This window comes from Rhodococcus sp. AB351, from assembly GCF_049538275.1.
GTDB lineage: Bacteria > Actinomycetota > Actinomycetes > Mycobacteriales > Mycobacteriaceae > Rhodococcus.
Genome location: NZ_JBMVFW010000015.1, coordinates 53,551 through 71,895 on the forward strand (window position 1 = coordinate 53,551; position 18,345 = coordinate 71,895).

15 protein-coding genes are annotated in these 18,345 nt (G+C 67.4%); 10 read left to right on the forward strand and 5 right to left on the reverse strand.

All coding sequences use genetic code 11. The annotated features are described in order from the left end of the window. Nucleotides 1-170: 170 nt before the first annotated feature. The gene (locus ACPCXD_RS20315; protein WP_423661026.1) at nucleotides 171-1,715 is read right to left on the reverse strand and encodes an HD domain-containing phosphohydrolase; all 1,545 of its coding nucleotides are present in this window, start codon (nucleotides 1,713-1,715) and stop codon (nucleotides 171-173) included. 109 nt (nucleotides 1,716-1,824) lie between these two features. Here ACPCXD_RS20315 and ACPCXD_RS20320 point away from each other — a divergent pair, with 109 nt between their 5' ends. The 3 genes from ACPCXD_RS20320 to ACPCXD_RS20330 all read left to right on the forward strand — a co-directional run bounded on the left by ACPCXD_RS20320 (nucleotide 1,825) and on the right by ACPCXD_RS20330 (nucleotide 6,814). Beyond that, nucleotides 1,825-2,562: a hypothetical protein gene (locus ACPCXD_RS20320; protein ID WP_423661028.1), complete on the forward strand. Its 738-nt coding sequence runs from the start codon at nucleotides 1,825-1,827 to the stop codon at nucleotides 2,560-2,562. 336 nt (nucleotides 2,563-2,898) lie between these two features. After that, nucleotides 2,899-3,999: a hypothetical protein gene (locus tag ACPCXD_RS20325; RefSeq protein WP_301850904.1), complete on the forward strand. Its 1,101-nt coding sequence runs from the start codon at nucleotides 2,899-2,901 to the stop codon at nucleotides 3,997-3,999. Continuing rightward, complete coding sequence (locus ACPCXD_RS20330) at nucleotides 3,986-6,814, forward strand: FtsW/RodA/SpoVE family cell cycle protein (protein ID WP_423661031.1); 2,829 nt, start codon at nucleotides 3,986-3,988, stop codon at nucleotides 6,812-6,814. The genes ACPCXD_RS20325 and ACPCXD_RS20330 overlap by 14 nt, the downstream gene beginning before the upstream one ends. Nucleotides 6,815-6,818: 4 nt before the next feature. Here ACPCXD_RS20330 and ACPCXD_RS20335 read toward each other — a convergent pair whose 3' ends face one another. From ACPCXD_RS20335 to ACPCXD_RS20345, 3 genes are all read right to left on the reverse strand, one after another. Further along, nucleotides 6,819-7,808 (reverse strand): rod shape-determining protein, encoded by a 990-nt coding sequence (locus ACPCXD_RS20335; RefSeq protein ID WP_301850898.1) that lies wholly within the window; start codon nucleotides 7,806-7,808, stop codon nucleotides 6,819-6,821. 171 nt (nucleotides 7,809-7,979) lie between these two features. Continuing rightward, the gene (locus tag ACPCXD_RS20340; RefSeq protein ID WP_159418783.1) at nucleotides 7,980-8,333 is read right to left on the reverse strand and encodes a hypothetical protein; all 354 of its coding nucleotides are present in this window, start codon (nucleotides 8,331-8,333) and stop codon (nucleotides 7,980-7,982) included. A gap of 140 nt (nucleotides 8,334-8,473) precedes the next feature. After that, the gene (locus tag ACPCXD_RS20345; RefSeq protein WP_060654406.1) at nucleotides 8,474-9,025 is read right to left on the reverse strand and encodes a helix-turn-helix domain-containing protein; all 552 of its coding nucleotides are present in this window, start codon (nucleotides 9,023-9,025) and stop codon (nucleotides 8,474-8,476) included. Nucleotides 9,026-9,107: 82 nt separating this feature from the next. Between ACPCXD_RS20345 and ACPCXD_RS20350 the strand changes: the two genes are divergently transcribed. Then, on the forward strand, nucleotides 9,108-9,467 hold the full coding sequence (locus tag ACPCXD_RS20350) for a hypothetical protein (RefSeq protein WP_059383608.1): 360 nt from the start codon (nucleotides 9,108-9,110) through the stop codon (nucleotides 9,465-9,467). A 9-nt stretch (nucleotides 9,468-9,476) separates the two neighbouring features. On the opposite strand, the gene ACPCXD_RS20355 is transcribed toward ACPCXD_RS20350, so the two are convergent. Further along, nucleotides 9,477-10,142: an FCD domain-containing protein gene (locus ACPCXD_RS20355; protein WP_160876239.1), complete on the reverse strand. Its 666-nt coding sequence runs from the start codon at nucleotides 10,140-10,142 to the stop codon at nucleotides 9,477-9,479. Nucleotides 10,143-10,153: 11 nt separating this feature from the next. Here ACPCXD_RS20355 and ACPCXD_RS20360 point away from each other — a divergent pair, with 11 nt between their 5' ends. The 6 genes from ACPCXD_RS20360 to ACPCXD_RS20385 all read left to right on the forward strand — a co-directional run bounded on the left by ACPCXD_RS20360 (nucleotide 10,154) and on the right by ACPCXD_RS20385 (nucleotide 18,345). Continuing rightward, entirely contained in the window at nucleotides 10,154-11,374 is a 1,221-nt protein-coding gene (locus ACPCXD_RS20360) for a CynX/NimT family MFS transporter (RefSeq protein ID WP_160876237.1), read from the forward strand. Nucleotides 11,375-11,556: 182 nt separating this feature from the next. Continuing rightward, complete coding sequence (locus ACPCXD_RS20365; protein ID WP_423661035.1) at nucleotides 11,557-12,921, forward strand: MFS transporter; 1,365 nt, start codon at nucleotides 11,557-11,559, stop codon at nucleotides 12,919-12,921. Nucleotides 12,922-13,023: 102 nt separating this feature from the next. Further along, nucleotides 13,024-13,902, forward strand: a complete 879-nt coding sequence (locus tag ACPCXD_RS20370) for a sulfurtransferase (RefSeq protein WP_016692111.1) — start codon at nucleotides 13,024-13,026, stop codon at nucleotides 13,900-13,902. Between the two features lie 120 nt (nucleotides 13,903-14,022). Then, the gene (gene pnuC / locus ACPCXD_RS20375) at nucleotides 14,023-14,652 is read left to right on the forward strand and encodes a nicotinamide riboside transporter PnuC (RefSeq protein ID WP_423661037.1); all 630 of its coding nucleotides are present in this window, start codon (nucleotides 14,023-14,025) and stop codon (nucleotides 14,650-14,652) included. Continuing rightward, nucleotides 14,652-15,707, forward strand: a complete 1,056-nt coding sequence (locus ACPCXD_RS20380; protein ID WP_423661039.1) for an AAA family ATPase — start codon at nucleotides 14,652-14,654, stop codon at nucleotides 15,705-15,707. The genes pnuC and ACPCXD_RS20380 overlap by 1 nt, the downstream gene beginning before the upstream one ends. A gap of 115 nt (nucleotides 15,708-15,822) precedes the next feature. Next, nucleotides 15,823-18,345, forward strand: coding sequence for a phosphoenolpyruvate synthase (locus ACPCXD_RS20385; protein WP_423661041.1), 2,523 nt, complete (start codon nucleotides 15,823-15,825; stop codon nucleotides 18,343-18,345).

The window sequence follows — 18,345 nt, forward strand, 5'->3', positions numbered from 1 at the left end:
GTATATATCGGTCGAGAACACCAGATCGTCCGGCTCGTCGCGCCGTCGCGTGCGGAGGCGAGGAAGTACCCAGTCTTGTAGTACGTCGGCATACATCTGGCGCATCGTCTGGTGCGGACACTGATTTGTGTGGGTTCGACCCCGGAAAGCGGGGGGCAGATCCACATTAATCAGCTCAGGCCGAGGTCGATGGCAGCCAGCCCGGCCTGCGTGCGGTTGTGGACGTCGAGCTTCGTGTACACGTGCTCGACGTGATTGCGCGTCGTCTTGTGCGCGATGCCCAGCTCGTCGGCGATCTGTCGGTTCGAATACCCCAGAGCGACGAGTCTGAGGATCTCCACCTCGCGACCCGTCAGTCCCGCAGGCCAGGGCGCGCGTCGCTTCGTCGGGTGCCCCGCCGCGAGCAGCACGGCCTCGACCGCTTCGGTGTCGAGTCGACCAGCCTGCGCGTCGCGGCACATCCTGGCCGCCGCGGCCTCGGCCGTCAGTGCCTTGCGGTGCGGTCGAGGCTCTCGTAGCCGCTGATAGGTCTCCGCGGCGGCGAGGATCCGCGCCGTCACGCCCAGATCGGCGGCCCGGAGTCCGCCGGGATATCCGGAACCGTCGAGTCGCTCGCGGTGCGTCACAGCAACCGCGACGACCGGCTCCAGCCCGCCGACGCGGCTGAGGATCCGTCCGGTCAGATACGGATACAAGCGGACCCGCTCCCATTCCGCGGTGGTGAGCGGACCGGCCTTCTCCCAGATCTGATTGGGCACACCCATCCGTCCCAGTCCGTGCACGAGACCCGCGCGGTAGAGGAGTTCGACCTCGTCGACCGGAAGTCCACGATGCCGGCCCGCAGCTGCCGCCAGATCCGCCACACGTCTCGAATGCCCAAACAGGTAAGGACATTTCAGGTCGACGAAATCCGCCATCGCCCGCAGCATCTCGTCCAGTTCGGGTCTGCTCAGGATGTAGTCACGATCGGACGCCTGGGCGAGCGCCGCCGACCATGCGTCCTGTTCGAGCACACCCGCCGTGATCGCGTCGACGTCGTCGACGAACACCTGCACCACACGAGGGCCGAACTGGGTTCCGCTTCGGGCACGAGCGACAGCGACCGCCTGCGCGGGCCCACCGAGACGTACGTACACCTCGGCGACGTCGGCCAGCTGCACGATCTGCATCTCGACGGGAATCTCGTCACCGCGAACGCCCGAAGGCAGCCCCGCACCGTCCCAGCGCTCGAAGGTGAAGGTCAGCATCGCGCTCACCCGAGGGTCCAGTCCGACGCGATCGGAGAGAACACTCGCGGACCCGCAGTGGGATCGGATGAGTTCGGACACCTGCCGGCGCGCGGTGAACAGGAAGGCTGTGGCATGGAGGAAGCGCTCGGCGTATGGCAGTCCCCGCCCGCTGTGGCCCATCAGCATGCGGAAGAAGGGGGGCCCCGTCATGTCCACCGCGTACGTGTCGGCGCGGAACGCGATGTCGTCGCCGAACATCCGTGCCAGTTCGTGGGAATCCGCGTGGCACCCGATCCAGGCGACCAGGTTGGCGTAGAAGACGACGTCCCGCTGGTCGGCGCTCAGACCCATCCGGTCGGCGATGCGTGTGGCGATCACTGCCGAGCGCAGCATGTGCTCCATCGGCTGCCCGAGACCCAGATCGATGGCGAGGGACAGCGCGGCGACCAGTTCCGCCCGTCGCGGACCGTCACCCGTGGACGTCATGGACTCAGTGTCCTCGCACGATGTCCGGTCCGAAAGATGAGGCAGCGGCCCCATGACGTGCGGACGCGGCGAGCACAGGATCGAAGTACCCGCAATCGAGGAGGACGACATGACCATCACCCCGCACGCAGCCGCCCAGCAGTCCTGCGAACTGCCCCGGGTTTCCGGGGAGCGCTTCGCCGGCTACGCCGTGATCGGCGCACCGTTCGCGAGCGGCCATTATCTGGCGCTGCGCAGATTCCCGACCAACAGCATCGGCGACGGCTTCACATCGGTATGGCATCGCGACCCGGACGGCACGTGGACGGTGTACAGCGACGTCCCGGCCGAGCTGAGCTGCCCGCGCTATCTCGGTCGCGCGCTGAGCCGCACCGAGCAGACCGACGTGCGCGCCGAGTGGACCGGACCGGCCGACCTGCACGTGACGGTCGGTGCCGAACTGGAGTGGGATCTCCGGATGACTACGTCGCCGGCGACCACCCTCATGAACGCGGCGGGCAGTCTGATGCCCGACGCCCTCTGGCACAGCCCGACGGTGCTGGCCGCGATGGGTCGCGTCGCCGGACCGGTGCTCGGCGCCGGCCGGATGCGACTCGGTGGGCACCTGCCGAACGGGCAGTGGTTCCGGGCCAACCCGCGGCAACTGTGGGCCGCGCACACCGAACACGCCGTCGTAAATGGAGTGGATCTCGGCCCGGAAGGTCCACTGACCCAGCAGGACCGCCTCGGTGACTTCCGGCTCCCGCAACGCGGACTGTTCGCGACGGTGCAGGTCTGGCTCGAACCGTTCGACGCTCGACGTCACTTCCCGGCACGTCCCGACACGGTGTATGCGGACGACGAGTGACCGGTGGGTGTTCCCGGGGGTAACAGTCTCCGGGGCAGGAGTGCCGCAAGGTTTCGTTCGAAAGTCGAGGCAACTCTTGCGCAAATGACACACAATGGATTTCGGTAACGAGTCGTCAAGTGGGAAAGGCAATTCAAGGTCAATTCACCCGCCCGCTCCGGTCTGCTGACACTTGCGGGAGGCCTGGCGTTTTCGGGATGTGCGATGATCGAAGCAGTCTTGGGAATCCATGCGAGAGACTACGAGCCCGTCGAGGTTCGATCCGGACCGCCCACGCGAACGGACGACGACGCAGGGGGCGGCGTAGAACTCGGAAGACTGCTTGCCGTAGCGACTTTGACGTCTGCGCAGGCCGCGCTGCTCGTCACCGATACGGTCGATCAACTCGAACTCGCGCACACCCGGGGCCACCATCCGATCCGCCTCCGAGGCGACGCCGTGATGGTATCCGAGGGTGGTCAGCTCACCATCGATTGCGTCAAGAACGCAAGATCCTGGGACGAGATGCGCGACGCGACGGCCGGTCTCCTTCGCCGAATCGTGACGAACTGCCGCAACGAAGCGCTCGAGGAGAGAGTGGACGCGGCGATTACCGAGTCGTCGGATCTCGTCGGTCTGGCGAGACGCGTTCGTTATGCTGCTGCAACCGAATTCGACGAAACCGAGGTCGAAAGGAAACGATCGCAGATCGCCGCGCTCGTCTCGGTGGTGAAGGGAACTGCTCGTCCGGTGGACGGTACGGCGGAGTGGACGAACGTGCCGCGCCTGACGGAAGAGAGGACCTTCGTCCCGAATCGCCGTCGCCCGCCGGCGGGAAAGGTGTGGCATCGCAAGAAGCGACGGCTGCCGCGACGCCGGACCGTCATGGCGCTGCTCGCGATCATCGCGCTCGTCGGGCTGGTGTGGGTGGCTCCCACGGCGTGGTCGGAACTGAATCGGGGCTGGCACACACTTCTCGACCCGGTGGAGTCGTCGGTGGACGACCGGATCGATCCGGTTTCACCACCGCCACCGGTGCCCGAAGTCGCGCCGGGAGCGCCCGTGCCGGGGCCCGTCGGCACCGGTCTCCCCGGAAGCGCCGGACCGATCACGCAGGTCGCCGCGAGCTTCGCGAACGGTCCCTGCGAGCCGGGACGATCGTGCACCGTCCGCGTCGACGTCGGGCTCGACCCTGCGGCGAGTATCGGTGCGGTCACGTGGAATCTGACCGTCTACGACCGATGTACGGGCGTGACACTGCCGGGCGGGGCGATCACCCTGCCGGTGCCGGCGGGAAGCCCGGAGGCCTACGGCATCGGAAGCGTCGACCTGCCACCCGGGTCGGCACTCGCCGTCGCCGCGGTCACCACCGTCCCTGCAGCGGCCGCGTCCGAGCCGGTGTACGTTCCCGTCGAGAATGCCGCCTGCGTGCCCGGGGGCTCTCGTGACGGCGGATAGGCACCCGTCCGATCCCTGGCTCGTCACGGCGGCCGTCGCCCTGGTGGCTCTCGGCATGCTCAACATGATCTCGACGGGCATGTCGTCGCTCGCAGTGCGTCACGCCCTGCTCGCTGCCGTGGGGGTCGGTGCGATGTGGGTGACGTCGCGCATGCGGATTGCCGCTCTGAGCCGGTTCGGGTGGGCACTGTTCACCGCGTCGGTGGTCCTGCTCGCGGCGGTGCCGCTGGTGGGCATCGCGACCAAGGGCGCACAGCGCTGGCTGGACCTGGGTGTGTTCACCCTGCAGCCCTCCGAGATCGCCAAGCTCGCTCTGGTCATGGTTCCCGCCGCGATACTGGCCGGCGGATACACGCTCGGCAGGTTCGTGGGGGTCCTGATCGTGTCGGCGGTGCCGATCGCCCTGGTGGCACTGCAGCCCGACCTCTCGACCGCCGTCGTGCTCGTGGCGACCGTGCTGCTCATGCTGATCCTGGCGAGAGTCCCGCTGCGGTCGCTGTTCCCGCTGTTCGCGCTCGGGCTCGCGTCGCTGCCGATGGCCGTGTTGTTCCTGCGTCCGTATCAGCTCGAGCGGATCCACGTCTTCCTGTCGAACGACGCCGACCCGCAGGGATCGGGGTGGGCGGCGTGGCAGGCGGACATCGCGATCGGCAGTGCGGGGTGGTGGGGCCTCGGACGCGAACCGGACTACGACCTGCGGGCGCAATATCTCCCCGAGTCGGAACACGACCTGGCCTTCGCGAGCCTGGTGTACGGGTGGGGTCTGGTCGCCGGCATCGCCGTGGTGGCGGCCGTCGTGATCATCGTGTGGCGTTCCGTGGTCGCCGCCCGCGTCGCACGCACCCGGGAGGCGGCACTCGTCGCAGCGGGCATCGGTGGTGTGTTCGGACTGCACACCGTGGTGTCGGTGGCCCAGAGCCTGTCGCTGCTACCGCACACCGGCATGCCGATCCCGATCTTCAGCTACGGGGGCACCGCCTCGATCATCGGGTTCGTCTCGATCGGGTTGGTGCTCGCAGTGCGCCGCGACGGGGTGACCCGGCCGCTGTGGGTGACCGACCCCAAGAAGCGGCGTCTGCCGCGAGGAGTGTCGGTGGGTGCGCTGACGCTGACGGCCTCGCTCGCCGCCATGTCGGTGTTCGCGTGGCAGATGCAGACCGAGCACGGCACCGAGTTCCGCGCGACGAGCGACACGCAGATGCTGCGCTGCATCCGCCTGCCCGCCGAACGCGGCCAGATCCTCGACCGGACCGGCGTTCCCGTCGCGACCAACGTCGCCGAGTACACCGTCGCCGTGGTCGCCCGGATGTTCGCCGAGGGCGTCCCGTCGGCGCGCTACGAACTCGCCGCCCTGCTCGGCATGCCCCCCGAGAAGCTCGACGAGGAACTGCGGAGCAGTACCGGCGGGGACATCCAGGTCGTGCTCGGAAGAGTCGGGCCCGAACAGGCCCGGGCGATCGTGGACGCTCAGCTGCCCTGGGTGCTCGTCTACCCGACGGGGCGCAGGCAGTACCCGCACGGAGAGACGCTGGCGTCGCTCCTCGGGTACGTCGGGATCGCGGACGAGCAGGACATGGAACTCTGGCCGACACTCGCGCTCGGTTCACGGGTCGGCAAGGCCGGGCTCGAGCGCCAGTACGACGCGTTGCTGCGCGGCGTCGACGGTAGGCAGTGCGTGTACGTCGATCCGTCAGGACGTCCGGTGGGCACGGGGGAGCGGGTGGATCCGATCCGCGGCCACGACCTGCGGTTGCATCTCGATGTCGGCATGCAGCGGGCCGCGACCGACGCGCTCGCGCAGGCAGTGCGTTCCAGTGGCGGTGACCTCGGTGCGGCGGTGGTGATGGACGCCCGCACCGGTGCGGTACTGGCGTTGGCCAGCGTCCCCGGCTACGACAACAACGTCTACGGGCCCCCGGCCGACCTCGCCGCGATCGCGGCGCAGACCGCGGCATCGGGTCCGGGCCGCATGCTCAACCACGCGGTGCAGACGGCGGCACCACCGGGATCGACGTTCAAGATCGTGACGGCGTCGACGAACGCCGCGTTCGACGTGCTGTCCCCGGACGCCTTCCTGGCGGGCGGCGCGGCCTACACCTACGGCGGTCACACCTTCGCCAACTGGCAGCCGATGGGCCCGAACAACCTGCTCGGGGCGATCCAGTGGTCCGACAACGTCTACTTCTACCAACTCGCCGACCTGCTCGGTCCCCACCGCATCGCGCAGACCGCCGCCGAACTCGGCGCCGGTGCTCCCTCGGGGATCGACCTGCCCGCCGAATCCGCAGGTTTCGTCGGCACCCCGGAGAACGTCGAGAGCATCGGCGGCGCCTGGTATCCGGGCTCGACCCTGCTCATGGGTATCGGTCAGGGCACCGTCACGGCCACGCCGATCCAGGTCGCGCGGTGGACGGCGGGTATCGCGTCGGGCCAGATGGTGACCCCGAAGCTCGCTGCCGCCTACGGGCCCGGCGACACAGTCCCGATTCCCACCGAGGAGCCGCGCCGGCTGTCGTTCGCGGACAAGCTCGAACCGGTGCGCGCGGGCATGCGGGCGTCGGCCTCGGCCGGCACCGCCGGTCAGCTCGCGAGCCTGCCGGTGACGGCCGCCGCCAAGACCGGCACGGCAGAGGATCCGTCGGCACCGGGCAAGGGACTCAACGCGTGGTTCTCCGCGGTGGCGCCCGCCGAGTCGCCGGAGGTCGTGGTGACGGCGCTGGTACGTGGCGGTGGTTTCGGATCGGCCACCTCGGGACCGGTCGTCAAGGGTCTGCTCGAGCGTTACCTCGCGCAGCTCCGGACGCCGACTCCCTGAGGGATCAGGCGGCGTAGGCGGCGATCACGTCGGCGTGTTCGATGCACGAGGTCGCGCCCTCGGCGACACAGGTGAGGGGACGCTCGGCCGTCTTCACCGGCAGGCCGAAGGCCTCCTCGAGCAGTTGCGGCACGCCACGCAGCATCGATCCGCCGCCGATCGCCAGGATGCCTTCGGCCATCACGTCGCTGATCGCGCGCGGCGGCAGGTCGTCGAGGCAGCTCGACAGCGTCTGCACGATGCTCGTCGTGGTGGGCCGGACCGCATCCATGATCTCCTCGGTCTCGAGCGTCACCAGACGCGCGCGGCCGGTCGCGGCGTCGCGACCCTCGACCACGAGCGACCGTTCGTCGGCGGTCTCGGGCGCACCCACCTTGGCACGCTCGGCAGTGAGTTCACCGACGAGGATCTGGTGTTCCGCGCGCAGGTATCGGAGGATCGCGCTCGTCAGGTCGTCCCCGGCGATGCGGCAACTGCGGTGCGACAGGACACCGCCGTAGCAGAGAGCGGTGACTTCCGAAGTACCACCGCCGATGTCGACGACGAGATGGGTTCGGGGCTCGAGCGGGTCGATCCCGCAACCGATGGCACCGGCGACCGGCTCGGGAATCAACCCGACCTTCCGCAGACCGGCCTCGTGCCCCACCTCGAGCAGAGCCCGACGCTCGAGAGGCGTGGCCCCGGCGGGAGCTGCGATGACGCCCACGGGCCGGATGCCGTAGCGGCGGCGCGGCGCGAGCTGGGCGAGCACGGCCGTGACGAATGTCCGTGCCGTTTCGAGATCGACGATCACCCCGTCGCGTATGGGGTGGACGGGAGTGATCCCACCGGGTGTGCGGTCGACGAGGTCGCTCGCCTCCTTGCCGATCGCGAGTGCTCGGCGCGGTTCCTTCGTCCGAACCATCATCAGCGACGGTTCGTTGAGGACTATGCCTTCGTCGGGAGTTCCGACGACGGTGTTGGCTGTTCCGAGATCGATACCGAATCCACGCACGTCGGCCTCCGAGAGGATCCCAGCGAAATTTTCCGGATGGTGTCCAGCGGCATCGTGATGATGTCGTGTACCGCTCAGGTTACCGCCGCCGAATTCCCTTACGCGCGTTGTTCACCGGAATGATATGCCGCACCGTGGGGTCGGGTGCCCCGCTCGTCTCGGATGACCGGATCAGGCGGGATCGAGCTGCAGCACAACCTCGACGCGCCCGCGTTCGTCGCGTGTCGCGACGGCGTGACCGGTGCGTTCCTCCTCGTCGAGCTCGATGCTCATGGGAGCACCGACGCCGAGAAAGTTGCGCCACCAAGACTTCTCGTCGGGCATCGCGACGCCGATCGTCACAGAGTCGCCCGAACGTCGGTAACTGATCGGCAACGTGATCGTCCTGCCGGATTTTCGACCCGTGTACGTGATCGGTGCGACATAGTTACGGATCCGGTTACCGATGACGGGTAGACCGGCGGCTGCCATGACCATGGAGTTGAAGGGACCTGCGAGACGGAACAGTGAACCGGCAATTGTCATGTCTACCTCCCGCAGACACGGTACGGGAAGGCGTAACCGTCCGACATCGGTTCGACTTCGGCCGGCCCACGACGATCTTCGCGCAGTGGGCCGGTGCGCACGTCGACGAGTTCCGCTGAGGTCTACTCCTCTGCCGGCCTCTACCCCTCTTCGGAAGCAGTGCTGGGAGGAGCCGGTATCACCGCGGTCGTCAGGGTGATGCGCATTCGGTCGTCACCGGTATCCGTGCGATACGGGGCGAGGATGTCGGCGAGCCTGCTCTGGATCTCCGCGAGATCGTCGGTCGTGACGTAGAGCGGGGTGGTCCCGAAACCCAGATAGTCCCGCAGGCTCCGATCGTCGTCCCCGATGAACTTGTCGAAGCTCTCGCCGAGCGCACCCAGGAAGGTGACGAAGGCATTGCGCAGTTCGGCGTCGCTCATCGCCGCGAGGTCGTCGTGGCCGACGTGTGCCATGCGGTCGCCGAGCGCGAGGGTGCGTTCTACGGTTCCACGCACGCGACGTTCGTCGACGACGGTGACGATCTCGGCGTCGATCAATGCTGCGACGTGCCGGTAGAGCGTGGCCTGGGTGACGTCGGGTAGTGCCGACCGGAGTTCGCTCGTGGTCAGCTGCCGTCCTCCGAGTTGCTGCACGATCCGCAGTCGAACCGGATGCAGCACGACTTCCGCGATCGGGGACGTCTTCGCCATCGGTACCTACCCATCATTGTTATCAACGTGATAATGTTCTCAGTGCTGTAGTCAGTTTACCGTCGACGGAAGGTCCGACGTCATGGCCGAAACGACATACGACAACGCAACCCTCCACCTGTCCTTCTCTCGGTGGGAAGCCTTCATGGTCCGCCGATCCGCGATGGAGGTGCCGATCTCGGCGATCACCGGCGTGGAGGTCCTTCCGGGATGGACGTCCGAGATCCTCGGCATCAGATCGGGCATGGTGATCTCCGGCTTCTTGAAGGTGGGCACCTTCCGGCACCCGCGCGGCATCAAGCGCCTGGTCGCCATGAAGCGAGGTCATCCGGTGCTGCGTGTCGCGCTGGGTGGCCCGGGCGTCGAGTTCGACGAACTTCTCCTGAGCTCTCCGGAGGCGTACACCCTCGCGGACGCCCTGCGCTCGGCCGGGGTCCGATGAGCGGCGGCCTCAGTCGGTGAGTTCCGCGAACAGGGCCCGCGCCGCCTCCACGGTCGCGTTCTCGTCGCCGGCGATCACGGCGGCGACCAGAGCGGTGTGTTCCGGTTCGAAGCCGAGACCGGTGACGCGGACGTGCCGGTCGATGGTCCGCCGGATCGACGGGAGCAGCGAGTCGTAGAACTCGAGGTACACCGCATTGTGGCTGGCTTCGACGATGCCGCGGTGCAAGGCGACGTCGGCGGCCACCGCAGCGTCGGTGTCGGATCCGGCGAACAGCCGGTTGCGTTCGGCGAGCAACTGCTCGAGCCGGGCCACGTCGTCGGGGGTGCGTCGGCGCGCGGCCAGGACGGCGGCGGTGACGTCGAGTGCCTGCCGCAGTTCGAGGACGTCGCGTTCGTGGGCGGTGGCGAAGTACTTGCCGAGGGTGCCGGTGACGTCGGAGTTCGCAATGACATAGGTGCCCGAGCCCTGCCGGCGTTCGAGCATGCCGGTGTGGACGAGCGCCTGCACGGCCTCGCGGACGGTGTTGCGTCCGGTGCCGGTGAACTCGCACAGCTGCGGTTCGGTGGGGATCTTCTCGCCCACCTTCCAGCGACCGCTGCAGATCTCACTGCGCAACTGCTCGGTGACCTGCTCGATCAGGTTCGTCCGCTGAACAGGTTTTCCCAAAGTCATCCCATCATCCTATGATTTCCCGTGTGAGTCTTCTGCGTGGTCGGCTGTTGGTGTTCTGTGCGATCGCGATGTCGGCCCTCGTGCTGAGACTCGCGGTCACCTCGTTCAGCCCTCTGGCGGCGCAGATCAGTGAGGAGATCGGCTTCTCGTCCACGGTCGTCGGTGTCTTCGGCATGATCCCGACTGCGATGTTCGCGGCCTTCGGACTCGCCACCCCGGCGCTCGGCCGACGATGGGGACTCGAACGCACCGCGCTGATCGCGATGCTCATGGCCGGCGTGGGCATGGCGACCCGCGCGCTCATGACCGACACGTGGTCGCTGCTGCTCCTGTCGGGTCTCGCGCTCGGTGGGATGGGCATCGGCAACGTCGTCATCCCTCCTCTGGTCAAGCGCTACTTCTCCGACACGCTGGCACTCGTCAGCTCGGTATACATCGTCGGCGTGCAGCTGAGCACCATCGTGCCCGCTTTCGTCGCGGTTCCCCTCGCCGACGCCTTCGGCTGGCGCGTCTCGCTCGGGGTGTGGGCGCTCGTCGGATTCGCCGCGGCCGTCCCGTGGGTGTGGGTGCTGCTGCGTCATCGGAATGCCGATACCGGGGAGGTGGCTCCCGTCGACCCGAAGACTGACGGCAGAGTGTGGCGGTCGCCGGTGGGCTGGGGGATGGCCGGCATGTTCGGCATGACCTCGCTCGTCACCTACTCGATGTTCACGTGGATCCCGGACATCCTCGCCGACGCCGGAGCCAGTCCCGCCTTCGGAGGCGCGATGGTGGGACTGTTCGCCCTGCTCGGGTTGGTCTCCGCGTTCGGCGCTCCGTCGCTGTGCGCGCGGATGGAGAATCCGTTCCCCGTGGTCGTGGCGTGCGCGTCGTGCTTCCTCATCGCGTTCGCCGGTCTGTGGATCGCGCCGATGAGCGCGCCCATCTTGTGGATCGTCCTGCTCGGACTCGGGCCGAGCACGTTCCCGATGGCCCTGACGCTCATCAACCTGCGCTCCCGCAGCCATGCCGGATCCGCCGCTCTCTCGGGATTCACCCAGGGCGTCGGCTACACCGTCGCGTGCCTGGGCCCGCTGCTGTTCGGTGTCTTCCACGACCTCACCTCGGGCTGGACGGCCTCGTTCGCCTTCATGACCGTCGCCGTCGCCGTGTTGGTGACCGGCGCCTATCAGGCCTGCAAGCCGCGGGTGGTCGAGGACAGCTGGAACGCTCGCCCGATCTCGGTGGGTTAGACCCCGCTCAGCGGGGCCGGATCCACCGAAATCGTCGTTCGGTCCTGAGCCTTCCGGGAACGTCCCATTGAGCGGGCGCGTCCTTGGATCGTCTCGCCCGGGTCGACAGAGTCGAGGTGATGGGCGTCACGCAACCGCTGTGACCCCATCGATTCCGTCCCTGCGATCCCCAGGAGTGCTGAATGGAGCAGCCTGCGTCGGCCCCCACCGAGGAAACGAACACAGCACGCGACGTACAGAGCCCGCCGTCCGGTGACATCGCGCAACTGCGGAAGGTCACCCTCTCGAGCCTGCTCGGCACCACCATCGAGTACTACGACTTCCTGCTCTACAGCACGATGGCCGCCCTCGTCTTCGGCGACCTGTTCTTCCCGTCGTCGAACTCGGCGGTCTCGACGATCGCCGCCTTCGGAACACTCGCCGCCGGCTACGTCGCACGACCACTCGGTGGCCTGGTGTTCGGGCACTTCGGCGACCGCCTCGGGCGCAAGTCGATGCTCGTCATCACGATGGTGATGATGGGTATCGCCAGTTTCGCGATCGGCATCTTGCCCACCTACGACCAGATCGGCATGCTGGCGCCCGTCCTGCTCGTGACGCTGCGCGTCGTGCAGGGTGTCGCCGTCGGTGGCGAATGGGGTGGCGCGGCACTGATGGTCGCCGAGCACGCCGACGACCGGCGTCGCGGGCTGTGGACCGGGCTCATGCAGCTCGGTTCGCCGATCGGATTCCTGCTGTCGACGTCGGCCGTGATGCTCGCGACCCTGCTGCCGGACGCGTCGTTCGAATCGTGGGGCTGGCGCCTCCCGTTCATCGCCAGCGCAGCGCTCCTGGCGATCGGTCTCTACGTGCGCATGAGCGTCGTCGAGAGTCCGGTCTTCGAGCAGGCTGCGGCGAAAGCGGAGGTCGCCGCCGAGGCGAAACCGCCGGTACTGCAACTGCTCCGACGTCCACGCCCGCTCGTTCTCGCGTGTGCGGTGGGTATCGGCCCGTTCGCGATGACCGCGCTGATCACGTCGCACATCATTGCCTACACGACATCGGTGGGATACAGCTCGTCGACCGTCATGCGGGTTCTCGTGCTGATGTCCGTCGTCTCCATCGTCACCATCCCCGGCTTCTCGGCGTTGTCCGACCGTGTGGGACGTCGCGCCGTGAGTCTGACGGGGGCGGCGGTCGCGGTGCTGTATGCCTTCCCGCTGTACATGATGATCAACACGGGTTCGATCGCGCTGCTCACGGTCGCGTTGCTGTTCGGGCAGGTCGTGCAGTCGGCGATGTACGCGCCGCTCGCACCGATGCTGTCGGAGATGTTCGGCACCGACGTGCGGTACACCGGGGTGTCGTTCGGCTACCAGTTCGCCAGCCTGATCGGCGCCGGCTTCACACCGATGATCGCGGCGAGCCTGCTGGTCGCGTCGGACGGATCCAGTCTCCCGCTGAGCCTCATCCTCGTCGGCACCGCATGTGTGACGATCCTCGCCGCGTGGATCGCGTCGGAGACCCGGGGCAACAACCTCGCCGTCAGCGGAACCGAACAGAACTGACGTCGATTTCGGTGGGTTCGTCCCCGCTGAGCGGGGACGAACCCACCCAAGTCGTATGGCTGCTCTACTGGAAGGAGATACCGAGAGCAGAGGAGGACCTCGATGAGCGACACGAAGCCGAACACCGTCTCCGCGGAGTGGCTGTACGAGCAGTTGGGGGACGAGGACCTCGTCGTCGTCGACGCCACCGTGCACCTGAGCACGCCGCCGGACGGGTCCGTGCACATCGAACCCGGGTTGGCGACCTACCTGGAAGAGCACATTCCCGGCGCGGTCTACGCCGACCTGTTCACGGACTTCTCCGATCACGAAGCACCGCAACCGTTCACCGCGGCGTCGTCGGAACGGTTCGCCACCGCCGCCGGTGCGGTCGGCATCGGCGAGGGACGCCGCGTGGTGCTGTACGACCAGAAGAACGGCATCTGGGCCGCGCGACTGTGGTGGCAGCTGCGGCTCGAAGGCTTCGACGACGCCGCCGTGCTCGACGGCGGACTACCCGCCTGGAAGGCCGCCGGATATCCGGTCTCGGACGAGCAGGTGGTCCCGCACGGTGCGACGTTCACTTCGCAGCACCGGCCCGAGCTCGTGCGGTCGACGGAGGAGATCGCGGCGTCGCTCGACGACCCGAACACACTGATCATCAACGCCCTGGATCCCGCGACCTACCGCGGGGAGAGCCCGTCCTACCCGCGACGCGGGCACATCCCGGGCAGCATCAACATCCCCTTCGGTGATCTCGTCGACCCGTCGACCGGACGCTTGAAGCCGGCGGCGGAACTGCGCGAGATCTTCGACAAGGCGGGCGCTCTGAACCCGGACGTCAAGCCGGTGACCTACTGCGGCGGCGGCATCGCGGCCTCCGGACTCGCGCACGCGCTCGCAGCTGCAGGTCGGTCGGACGTTGCGGTGTACGACGGTTCGCTCAACGCGTGGACCGCCGACGAATCCCTGCCGCTCGTGGAGGGCCCCGACCCCCGCTGATTCCCGAAACTTCGGTGTTCTCGACGTCGTATAGCGCCGTCGAGAACACCGAAGTCGATTTCACCGTTGCATCATTTAGAGCAAACATGATCTAATCGCTGCCACAAGCGAAAGGCGGCGATGATGATCGCATTTCTGAACTCGACGGCGTTCACTGCACTCGGTACGCCCACCACCTGGGCCGAAGTGTTCGGCTTCGTCAGCGGCGCATGGTGCGTGTACCTGGTGGGGTGGCAGTCGATCCTCAACTGGCCGATCGGTATCGCCAACAACCTCGTGTGGATCCTGCTCTTCGCGACCGCCGGGCTCTACGCCGATTCCGGACTGCAGGTCGTGTACATCGCGCTCGCCGTGTGGGGGTGGAGCAACTGGGCGCGGGGCAGGGACGGGGATGCCCTGCCGGTGACGGGCACGAACACGACCGAGTGGAGCGTGCTCGCGGTCGTCGGTGTCGCTGCGGTGATCGGGCTGACGGCGTTGCTGGAGGTCGCGACGAACTCGACCGTCGCATTCTGGGACGCAGCCACCACCGTGCTGTCGTTGCTCGCGACATGGGGACAGGCGAAGAAACGGTGGGAGTCGTGGCTGCTGTGGATCGCCGCCGACCTGATCTACATCCCGCTCTACCTGCACAAGGGACTGACGCTCACGGCGTTGCTGTACGCAGGCTTCCTACTCCTGTGCGTCCGGGGTCTGGTTGCCTGGCGACGCTCCATGGCGGCCGAGCGGGAAGTCGTGGAGGTGCGCTGATGTATCGGCATGCACTCGTCATCGGGAAGTTCTATCCACCCCACGTCGGTCACCACCACCTCGTCCGGCGTGCCGCAGAGGTCGCCGAGCGCGTCACAGTCGTCGTCATGTCCTCTGCGGCGGAGACGATTCCGTTGGGTGACCGCGTGTCGTGGATGCGCGAATCGCACGCCGCCGACACGGCGGTCACCGTGACGGGGATCCCGTGCGACGCACCGATGGATCTGGAATCGGACACCGTATGGACCGCGCAGGTCGCCTGTATGAAAGCAGCCGCGCGCACCGTCACCGATGTTCCGGTCGATGCGGTGGTCTCCAGCGAGAAGTACGGCGACGAACTCGCTCGACGCTTCTCGGCCACGCACGTGTGCGTCGACCCGCTGCGTGTCGCGCATCCCGCATCCGGCACAGCCTGTCGAAACGATCTCGCTGGGCGCTGGGACGATCTTGACGCACCGGCCCGTGCCGGCCTCGCGACCCGCATCGTCGTCCTCGGCGCCGAATCCACGGGTACCACCACCGTGAGCCGGGAACTCGTGCGCCGATTCCGGGCTCGCGGTGGTGTGTGGGAACGAACCGGCTGGGTGCCGGAATACGGCCGACAGGTCACCTACGACAAGCTCGGCACAGGAACCGTCGACGACATCGTGTGGACCGGCGACGATTTCGAGAACATCGCCGTCGAACAGACGCGACTCGAGGAACAGGCAGCACGGGAGGGGTCTCCGCTGCTCGTCTGCGACACCGATGCCTTCGCGACCACCGTGTGGGAGCGACGCTATCTCGGCAGCAGTGAGCGGGCGTGGCGCGGTGTCCGCGACCGGCAAGCGCTGTATCTGCTCACCGATCATGAAGGTGTTCCGTTCGTGCAGGACGGCATCCGGGACGGCGAACACATCCGCGCGCAGGTGACGGAGTGGTTCGTCGACGCGCTCACTGCCACGGGGCGCTCGTGGGTGTTGCTCACCGGCAGTCTCGAGGAGCGGGTCGATCTGGCGGAACGGGTGGCGGATCAGGCCTTGCGGCTGGGTTCGCAGTTCGGCGCGCCGCTGTAGCGTCGGAATTCGTCTTCCCCCTCTCACGTTATACCGGATCCTCGGCCCTCATGAGGATCGAAAATTGGGTTCATACTCGCCCACACAGCATTGAAGTCGCAGGTGGGGAGCTGGAATGGGCTACGTACAGAATTTTCGGGAGATCGACCGCACGGCGGTGTCGATCGTGGGTGGCAAGGGAGCGAGCCTGGGGGAGTTGTGGCGCATCGACGACGTCGACGTGCCCGACGGGTTCTGCGTGACGACGGACGCCTATCGAACGGTGCTCTCCGAGCTACCGCGTGTCGACGACCTGCTCGAGCGACTCGCGAAGGCCGAACCCGACGACATCGCAGCGCTGAGCACGCAGATCCGTACGGAGATCGAAGAGTGCACGATCCCCGGCGACATCGCGGAGGAGATCGCCGCGCGGGTCCGCGAACTCGGGGAGGACGTGCCCGTCGCGGTGCGCTCGAGCGCGACCGCCGAGGATCTGCCGACGGCGTCGTTCGCGGGGCAACAGGACAGCTACCTGGACGTCCGGGGCGTCGAAGAGGTTCTCCGGCACGTGCGCAGATGCTGGGCCTCGCTGTTCACCGAGCGTGCCGTCGCCTACCGGGTGAACAACGGCTTCGACCATCGGAAGGTACACATGGCGGTGGTCGTGCAGCGGATGGTGTTCCCGCAGGAATCGGGTGTGCTGTTCACCGCCGATCCCGTCACCTCGGATCGCACGGTGTCCTGCGTGGATGCGGTCGCCGGGCTTGGCGACGACCTGGTGTCGGGTCTGGTGAACGCCGACGCGTACGCGGTGCGTGCCGGCGAGGTCGTGGACCGGACGCAGCGCCAGGAGGCACCGGTGCTGAGCGACACGCACCTCGTCGAACTCGTCAAGCTGGGCAGACGCATCGAAGCACACTTCGGGCGTCCCCAGGACATCGAATGGTGCTTGGCCGCCGGCGTCTTCCACATCGTGCAGAGCCGCCCGATCACCACGCTGTTCCCCGTCCCGGAGGCCGGCGACGACGACAACCACGTCTACCTTTCCGTCGGTCACCAGCAGATGATGACCGATCCGCTGAAACCGTTGGGAATCTCCATGTGGCAGTTGACCAGCCGTGCGCCCATGCGACACGCGGGTGGGCGGCTGTTCGTCGACGTCACGCCCATGCTGGCCTCACCCACCCAGGGGCCGGGCATCGTCGGGATGATCGGCAGTTCCGACCCGCTCTTCGGCGACGCGCTGCGAACCGTGCTCGATCGAGGATTCGTCCCGACGCGCCCGGACGATCCTGCCGCCGCGCGGGTCGGTCTGCCACCCGCCCCGGACGAGATCGACCCTGCCGTCGTGCCCGAACTCGTGGCGCGCAACGAGGCCGCGATTGCCGAGTCGGCGCGTCTCATCGAGAACGAAACCGGTTCGGCGCTGCTCGATTTCATGCGCGCCGACATCCGCGAGCTGCAGGAATCGTTGTTCGGTAAGGAGGTCGGAGAGGTGCTCGCCGCCGGTATGCAGGCCGCCGAGCGGCTCAACGAGCTGGGTCGGGAATGGCTGGGGGAGAAGAACGTTGCGGACGTCATCTCCCGGTCTGTTCCTTACAACGTCACCTCGGAGATGGGGTTGGCGCTGCTCGACGTCGCCGATGCCGCGCGCCCGTACCCGGATGTCGTAGCGTTCCTGCGCCAGGTCGACGCGGAGGGCTTCGACGACGCACGCTTCCTCGACGCACTCGGCGCGCGTGAGGGCGGACCGCAGGTACGAGCGGCACTCGAGGACTTCCTCGACAGGTACGGCAGGCGGTGTGTCGGGGAAATCGACATCACCCGGCCCAGGTGGGGTGAGCGCCCCACGATGCTGGTGCCGATGATCGTGAGCAATCTCGACAACTTCGAACCCGGTGCCGCGACACAGCGTTTCGACGAGGGTCGCCGCCAGGCGGAGGAGAAGAAGCGCGAACTCTTAGAACGCGTGCGGGGACTCCCAGACGGAGAACAGAAGGCTGAGGAGATCGAGAGGCTCGTCGACCGGGTCCGTGCCTTCGCGGGATATCGGGAGTACCCGAAGTACGGCATGATCGGCCGCTACTTCGTCTACAAGCAGGCACTGCTGCGCGAGGCGGAACGTCTCGTCCGAGCGGGAGTCATCAACGAGAAGGAGGACATCTTCTTTCTGCGGTTCGACGAACTCGAGGACGTCGTGCGCGCGCCGCGGCCGGTCGGCGACCTCGTTGCGGAGCGGAAGCGGGAGTTCGCATCGTTCGCCACGCTCACGCCGCCTCGGGTGCTGCTGTCGACAGGCGAGACGCTCACCGGCGCGTACTGCCGTGACGGACTGCCCGACGGGGCGCTACCCGGTATCGCGGTGTCGACCGGTGTCGTGGAGGGCCGCGCCCGCGTGGTCACCGACATGGAGCGGGCCGATCTCGAACCCGGTGACATCCTGGTCACGGCGTTCACCGACCCCAGCTGGACCCCGGCGTTCGTCACCGTCAGCGCGCTGGTGACGGAGGTCGGCGGCGTGATGACCCACGGCGCGGTCATCGCGCGCGAGTACGGGCTGCCGGCCGTCGTGGGTGTCGAGGACGCGACCCGCATCATCCGCGACGGACAGCGCATCCGCGTGCACGGCACGGAAGGGTACGTCGAGATCCTGTCCTGA

Bases quoted from the DNA above. Each gene is read 5' to 3' on its own strand.
- ACPCXD_RS20355 (WP_160876239.1), bottom strand. From the start codon at position 10,142: ATGACTTTGGGAAAACCTGTTCAGCGGACGAACCTGATCGAGCAGGTC.
- ACPCXD_RS20385 (WP_423661041.1), top strand. From the start codon at position 15,823: ATGGGCTACGTACAGAATTTTCGGGAGATCGACCGCACGGCGGTGTCG.
- ACPCXD_RS20380 (WP_423661039.1), top strand. From the start codon at position 14,652: ATGTATCGGCATGCACTCGTCATCGGGAAGTTCTATCCACCCCACGTC.
- pnuC (WP_423661037.1), top strand. From the start codon at position 14,023: ATGATGATCGCATTTCTGAACTCGACGGCGTTCACTGCACTCGGTACG.
- ACPCXD_RS20365 (WP_423661035.1), top strand. From the start codon at position 11,557: ATGGAGCAGCCTGCGTCGGCCCCCACCGAGGAAACGAACACAGCACGC.
- ACPCXD_RS20360 (WP_160876237.1), top strand. From the start codon at position 10,154: ATGATTTCCCGTGTGAGTCTTCTGCGTGGTCGGCTGTTGGTGTTCTGT.
- ACPCXD_RS20340 (WP_159418783.1), bottom strand. From the start codon at position 8,333: ATGACAATTGCCGGTTCACTGTTCCGTCTCGCAGGTCCCTTCAACTCC.
- ACPCXD_RS20345 (WP_060654406.1), bottom strand. From the start codon at position 9,025: ATGGCGAAGACGTCCCCGATCGCGGAAGTCGTGCTGCATCCGGTTCGA.
- ACPCXD_RS20315 (WP_423661026.1), bottom strand. From the start codon at position 1,715: ATGACGTCCACGGGTGACGGTCCGCGACGGGCGGAACTGGTCGCCGCG.
- ACPCXD_RS20370 (WP_016692111.1), top strand. From the start codon at position 13,024: ATGAGCGACACGAAGCCGAACACCGTCTCCGCGGAGTGGCTGTACGAG.
- ACPCXD_RS20320 (WP_423661028.1), top strand. From the start codon at position 1,825: ATGACCATCACCCCGCACGCAGCCGCCCAGCAGTCCTGCGAACTGCCC.
- ACPCXD_RS20350 (WP_059383608.1), top strand. From the start codon at position 9,108: ATGGCCGAAACGACATACGACAACGCAACCCTCCACCTGTCCTTCTCT.